Here is a 6,477-nt window from a genome sequence, read left to right as displayed (position 1 = left end):
GACCAAGAAAGTGTCTTAATTGGTGTACACCTTATGAAATTTTCACTGTAAGTCTGTTGCAGTTAAATTGACAATTCATCATATAAATAGAACAAAACATTTTAAAATTTAAGCAACGTTCATTATGATTGAATCATATATAAGACTAATTGTTGAATAGGAGTTAACAAAATGGCTAAACCTAAAATCTATACTATGGCATTTGGAAAAGTATATGACCTATTAATTAAAAAAGTTGAGAAAAAGAATAGAACAAAGGCTGAAGCGGATGAAATTATTCGTTGGATGACAGGCTATTCACAAGGACAACTAAATCAAATAGTAGAAGATGGCACCGATTATGAAACCTTTATTACACAGGCGCCTCAACTCAACCCTGATAGAACTAAAGTCACAGGCGTTATATGCGGCATACGTGTTGAAGACATGGATGAATCGGTTATGAAAGAAATTAGATATTTAGATAAGATGATTGATGAACTTGCTAAGGGTAAATCATTGGAGAAAATATTTAGAAAAGCAAAATAAAAGCAATACACAAAAGTGTAAAAAGCGTGATTATAGATGTTGGAATAGGGGGATAAAATATGTTGATTGAATTAAACAACATTTCTCGTAGGAAACAAGGGAAAGATATTATTAAAAATGTAAGTTGGCAAGTTAACGAAGGTGAAAAATGGATGTTATACGGTTTGAATGGTGCAGGGAAAACAACATTGTTAAATATTCTTAATGCATATGAGCCGCATACATCTGGCAATCTATCGCTTTTTGGGATGCAGCCAGGAAAAGTAGGTTATTCTGCTGAAGCAGTCAGAAATCATATCGGCTTTGTTTCTAATAGTTTAATGGATCGTTTTCAAGATGGAGAAATAGTTAGAGATGTTGTCATTAGTGGTATATTTAAATCTATTGGTGTATTTAAAGAAGTTGAATCGCATCATGTTGAAATGGCACAATATTACTTAGAACAGATGGGTATGCAAGCATTTGAAAATCAATATTACGGCTACCTTTCGACAGGAGAACGTCAAAAAGTGTTAATTGCTAGAGCGCTTATGGGTGACCCGAAATTGCTTATATTAGATGAACCAGCATCTGGTTTAGATTTCGTAGCACGCGAAGATTTACTACAAGCTTTACATCAAATGTATCAGCAACAACCTAACTTAACTGTGATTTATGTGACACATTTTATCGAGGAGATAACTCAAGATATAACACAAGGAATTTTATTAAAAGATGGAAGTTGTTACAAAAATGGATCAATTGAAAATATAATAAATAGTGACACATTAACTGCGTTTTTTAATAGAGACGTTAGCGTAATGTACCAGAATCAGCGTTATTCATTATTTATCAAGCAGTAATGCGTTGCACAAAGGCGAAGATAATGACATAATTTAAGGCGACAAGATTGATGGAGGGTTTATAAATGGATAATGTTAAAGCAATATTTTTAGATATGGATGGGACGATATTACATAAAGATAATCGCGTTGATATAGAAACGGCAGAAGTAATTCAACAATTAAGAGATAAAGGTTATAAAGTATTTCTAGCAACTGGTCGTGCACATAATGAAATACATTATCTTGTACCTGATTCGTTTGAGGTAGACGGTATTATTAGTTCTAATGGGACTTTAGGTATGGTTCAAGATGATGTGCTATTTAAGCATAGTTTAGCTTTTAATACTGTTGAAGCTATTGTGAAACGCGCACAGCAACAAGAAATTTATTATGAAGTATTTCCATTTGATAGTAACCGAATTGTTCTTAAAGAAGATGAATCATGGGCACGCGCTTTATTTGAAGCTAAACATCCTCCAGAAAATGTCGGTGATTCTGAATGGTCTTCTCGAAAAGCATCCCTAATAGATAAAGTAGATTGGGAATCAACAATACCGGATACGTCGTTTTCTAAAATATATTTATTCTCACCAGATATTGATAAAATTACTGACTTTAGAGAGCAATTAAAGTCAGACCAGCAAGATTTACAGATTAGTGTATCTAATTCTTCACGTTGTAATGCTGAAACGATGGCATACAATATTGATAAAGGTACAGGCATTAAAGAAATGATTGAACATTTTGGTATTAAGCAAGAGCAAACTTTAGTCATTGGTGACAGTGATAATGATAGAGCGATGTTTGCATTTGGTCATCATACTGTGGCAATGAAAAATGCCAGACCAGAAATTCAAGCATTAGCAAAAGACGTTACATCTATGACGAATGAAGACAATGGTGCAGCGAATTATTTAAAAGATCATTTCTTAAAATAATATAAAAAACAAGCGGGGACATTAAAAATGTCTCCGCTTTGTTTTGTTTGACGATACTATTAATTTATTTGTCTTGTTTTGTAATGTTGTCTTTAGTCTTCGATGTTTCATCTTTCAAATGATCAGCTTTATCATGAGTTGTTGATTGTGCTTTTTCAGTATCATGAGTCACGCTATTTTTTATTTTAGAAGATTTCTTACGTGAAGTTTTTGATTTCGTTTTTGCGTTTTCAATCATTTCACCATCACGATTGTAATATTGAATGATTGCCAATAAGTTTACATAGTAAATTGCTAATCTTATAACAATCACTATGATTGAAACAACATATATAATAGTTAAGGCAACAGTTTGTGAAATACTACCAGTAAAGATAGAAACTAATTGGCTGACTGGATTAGCAAGGATAATTACGATTAAGTTTAATAGTAATAAACCAAGGTAGAATTTGAACCATGTCTTTTTACCATTTTTAATTCCTTTGAATCCACGTTTCACAGAAGTCCAAGCACCATTGCTAGGCTCTTTTACAAATGCTAGCGTATAATTCACAATGACAATTGCAAAGAACCAATATAGGAATGATTGGATGAATAATATGATTGTTGCAGCAACAATTTGGAATGTTAGTGAATAACCTAGCGCATGATCTGTACTACTTAATGTACCTTGTAATGCTGTAAATAATTGCACGACACCAAGATTAAGTATTTTAGAAACTAAAATATTTAGTAATAGTAATAGAATGATAAATATTAAAGTAATTAATGCTAACTTAATAGCTTTTAAGTATTTACCTTTTTTAAATACTGAGTATAAATCACTGAACGTTGATGTATTCTTATTGATTGCGTTATCTATTGTATAGATTGTGCCGGCGATTAATGGATATCCTACAAATACAAATACCAATAATGGTATAAGTAATGCAATTACTACTGAAAATATAGCACCACCCATTGGTTGTTGCATTGCAGCGGACATCATGACTTTATACATTGCTGGTTGTACTGGCATAAATGTCAATACGGTCAATGCAAATAATATAATGAAACTTACAATTGTAAACAGTAAAATTTTAGCATGTTGTGGTTTTGCATTTGATAATGCTAATTTATGAAAATTGAACAAATTTTAAGCACTCCTTTTTAGTGATAAACATACGATATCAAAAAAATGAAGATTTTAAAATAAATAGGTAACAAAATGGCTATAAAATGTTAAAATGTCCTAATGAGAAAAGGTGAAAGGAGAAATCATCATGAAATTTGCAATTATTACTGATGTTCATGGCAATTTTGATGCATTGGAAACCGTGTTAGATGATATTGATAGACGAGAAGATATCAATAAAATAATTAATCTTGGTGATAACATAGGCGTCGGGCATGAAACGAATAAAGTGTTGGATGAAATTTTTGATAGAGATGACATGGAAATCATTGCAGGAAATCATGATGCAGCGGTCATGTCAATTGTAAATGATACGCCATATCCAGAAGACTTAAAGGATAAATTTTATGAACATCACCAATGGATAGAAAGCCATCTTGATGAGGACTATTATGAAAAATTAAATGCATTACCACGTGTTATTGAAAAGACATGTAACAATAAAAAGGTATTATTCATTCATTACGAAATACCAAACGAACATTTAGAGACGCCTATTGATGGCCAACCATTTAGTCCTATTGTTGAACCCAATGAAGAGAATATGAGAACGTTATTTGAAGATAAAGAGGCAGATTTAATCGTCTTTGGACATAATCATACAGTACATTTGTTTGATGATAAATCTACAATATATTTCAATCCTGGATCGGTAGGACTTAATAATGGCAAATATGCAGTTTATGGTATTGTCACAATTGATGAAAATGAATTTTCTATAGAACGTGTAAAGATTCCTTATGATAACGAAGAATTCATAAGAGGATTTGATGAAAAACAAGTTCCTGCAAAATCACTTATTTTCGATAAATTTTTATAACATAATAAATTTGTGTATGCAATAAAAGCTGATTGTTTTCAAAGAAGTAGAAAACAATCAGCTTTTTTATATTATATGATGTCTTAGTTTTAATGGTCATGTGTGTGCTGGTGTGTATGATTTTTATAGATAGAAGCACAAAGTGTATCATTATCGTGCAGATGTGCACTCGTTTCTAGTTGAATCGTCATGTGTTGGATGTTTAAGTGTTGCAATTTGTGTTCTAATTTATTTAATAATTGTTCACCTTGTTCCACCGACATTTGGTGTGGTACCACGGCGTGGCAACTCAGTGCATTCATTTCATTAGATATTGTCCAAATGTGACAATCATGTACGCTTTGAATATCTTGTTCGTCTGTAATAGTTGAAACGACTTCATTTAAATTAACATTAGTAGGTGTGCCTTCCATCAGGATATTAAGTGAAGATTTAGTAATACCCCAACTACTTTTAATAATTAACAATGAAACAATAATACTAGCAATAGGGTCTGCAATCGTTAAATTTAGTGTCCATATAAGTATTGCGGCAATAATAGCACCAACAGAACCAAGTAAATCTCCCATTACATGAAGAAACGCACCACGCATATTAATATTGTGAGATGTGTCTCCGCCTTTGAACATAAAAGAGGCTACGATAATATTTACAATGAGTCCTATGACACTAATAATAAACATTTCGGTAGATTGAACATCTACAGGGTTAAAGAAGCGGCCTATAGCTTCAATAATTATGATGATTCCAATAATAAAGAGGGTAACACCATTGAATAAAGCTGCTAAAATTTCAAAACGCTTATAGCCAAAAGTTTTATGCTTGTTTGCATGTTTTTCAGCATAGATAAAGGCAAGCAATGCAACGCCTAGGGAAATCGTATCACTAAACATATGTAAACCATCTGAAAGTAATGCCAAACTATTGGCCAAAAATCCTCCAATGATTTCTACAATCATAAAGGCACCAATAATTATAAAACTGATAAGTAAAATTTTCTTGTTGTTTGTGTGTACATGGCCATGTGCATGGCTGTGATCATGATGTCCTGACATATTAACGTCCGCCTTTCAATGTTTGATTATGCTCAGCGTGATGGATAGCTTGTTGAAGTAAAGTTGTAACGTGTGTATCATCAATTGAATAAATCATAGATTGGCCGTTACGTTTGGCCTTTACCAAATGTGCTTGTTTCAAAATGCGCAATTGATGAGAAACATTAGACTGCGTTAGTTCTAATGTATGCGCAATATGACCTACACTGCACTCATGTTGTATTAATAAATGCATGATACGTATACGGTTTCCATCACTTAATGCTTTGAAAATATCTGATACATGGTCGATGGTATGTAAATTTAATGATGGTTCCATCAGTTTAACCTCATCTCTATATTAATATATGAATATTTGTTCATATATTAATATAATTTTCTAGAAATGTCAATTATTGATATCCTTTGTTTTAATAAATATGAATAGTGGTAATGTTTTAGCAAAGATTACAAATAGGAGGTATTTAAAATGCGTACGTTAATAATTGGTGCAAATGGTGGTATAGGTAAGCATTTAGTAAAACAACTGCAAGCAAGTGGTGAAGATTTTGTTGCAGGTGTAAGAAAAAGTTCACAAGTAGAAACGTTTAAAAGTGAAGGTATCGAAAGTTTATTAATAGATGTTGAAGCGGATGATATTGCAACCTTGACTAATAAATTTAAAGACTTTGATAAGATTGTCTTTACAGTTGGTTCAGGTGGAAATACAGGTGCAGATAAAACGATAACCGTAGATTTAGATGGTGCAATCAAAACAATTAAAGCAAGTGAAGACAGTGACATAAAACATTACATCATGATTTCAACATTTGATTCTAGTCGCAGTGCATTTGATGCAAGCGGTGACTTGAAACCATATACGATAGCTAAACATTATGCAGATGAATATCTAAAGCAATCCGATGTAGCGCATACAATTATACATCCAGGTGGTCTATTGGATGAACAGGGTACAGGTAAAGTTGAAGTTGCTGAGAAAATAGAAGGTGGTGGTGTTATCCCACGTCAAGATGTCGCTACTGTGATTCATGCAGAGATATCTAAGGAAGCAGTAACTAATGAAGCGTTCCAAGTAGTTAGTGGTGACACACCAATATCTGAAGCACTTGCTCAATTTCAGAAATAACCTTATTTGATT

General features: G+C 32.5%; 8 protein-coding genes. 5 read left to right on the top strand and 3 right to left on the bottom strand.

Features of this window, described 5'->3' with window-relative positions:
- Positions 1-171 precede the first annotated feature (171 nt).
- The 3 genes from ACSULM_RS08350 (at position 172) to ACSULM_RS08340 (ending at position 2,290) form a co-directional block, all read left to right on the top strand.
- Positions 172-528 carry a DUF2200 domain-containing protein gene (locus ACSULM_RS08350; protein WP_436862035.1) on the top strand — a complete coding sequence of 119 codons (357 nt, stop codon included), beginning with the start codon at positions 172-174 and terminating at the stop codon, positions 526-528.
- Between the two features lie 59 nt (positions 529-587).
- A complete protein-coding gene (locus tag ACSULM_RS08345; protein WP_436862033.1) occupies positions 588-1,370 on the top strand; it encodes an ABC transporter ATP-binding protein in 783 nt (260 codons plus the stop codon).
- 65 nt (positions 1,371-1,435) lie between these two features.
- Positions 1,436-2,290, top strand: coding sequence for an HAD family hydrolase (locus ACSULM_RS08340; RefSeq protein WP_436862031.1), 855 nt, complete (start codon positions 1,436-1,438; stop codon positions 2,288-2,290).
- 64 nt (positions 2,291-2,354) lie between these two features.
- Here the strand turns inward: ACSULM_RS08340 and ACSULM_RS08335 are convergent, their stop codons facing one another.
- Positions 2,355-3,422 (bottom strand): hypothetical protein, encoded by a 1,068-nt coding sequence (locus ACSULM_RS08335; protein WP_436862029.1) that lies wholly within the window; start codon positions 3,420-3,422, stop codon positions 2,355-2,357.
- A gap of 130 nt (positions 3,423-3,552) precedes the next feature.
- Here ACSULM_RS08335 and ACSULM_RS08330 point away from each other — a divergent pair, with 130 nt between their 5' ends.
- Complete coding sequence (locus ACSULM_RS08330; RefSeq protein WP_436862028.1) at positions 3,553-4,284, top strand: metallophosphoesterase family protein; 732 nt, start codon at positions 3,553-3,555, stop codon at positions 4,282-4,284.
- Positions 4,285-4,373: 89 nt separating this feature from the next.
- Here the strand turns inward: ACSULM_RS08330 and czrB are convergent, their stop codons facing one another.
- Both czrB and ACSULM_RS08320 read right to left on the bottom strand, forming a co-directional pair.
- Positions 4,374-5,339, bottom strand: coding sequence for a CDF family zinc efflux transporter CzrB (gene czrB / locus ACSULM_RS08325; RefSeq protein ID WP_436862026.1), 966 nt, complete (start codon positions 5,337-5,339; stop codon positions 4,374-4,376).
- Position 5,340: 1 nt separating this feature from the next.
- Positions 5,341-5,658 carry an ArsR/SmtB family transcription factor gene (locus tag ACSULM_RS08320; protein WP_436862024.1) on the bottom strand — a complete coding sequence of 106 codons (318 nt, stop codon included), beginning with the start codon at positions 5,656-5,658 and terminating at the stop codon, positions 5,341-5,343.
- Between the two features lie 150 nt (positions 5,659-5,808).
- Here ACSULM_RS08320 and ACSULM_RS08315 point away from each other — a divergent pair, with 150 nt between their 5' ends.
- On the top strand, positions 5,809-6,465 hold the full coding sequence (locus tag ACSULM_RS08315) for an SDR family oxidoreductase (RefSeq protein WP_436862022.1): 657 nt from the start codon (positions 5,809-5,811) through the stop codon (positions 6,463-6,465).
- Positions 6,466-6,477 lie beyond the last annotated feature (12 nt).

This window comes from Staphylococcus caeli, from assembly GCF_051413795.1.
GTDB classification, from domain to species: domain Bacteria; phylum Bacillota; class Bacilli; order Staphylococcales; family Staphylococcaceae; genus Staphylococcus; species Staphylococcus caeli_A.
The sequence above is the reverse complement of the archived record's forward strand: the minus strand, read 5'-3'. Positions and strand labels throughout refer to the sequence as shown.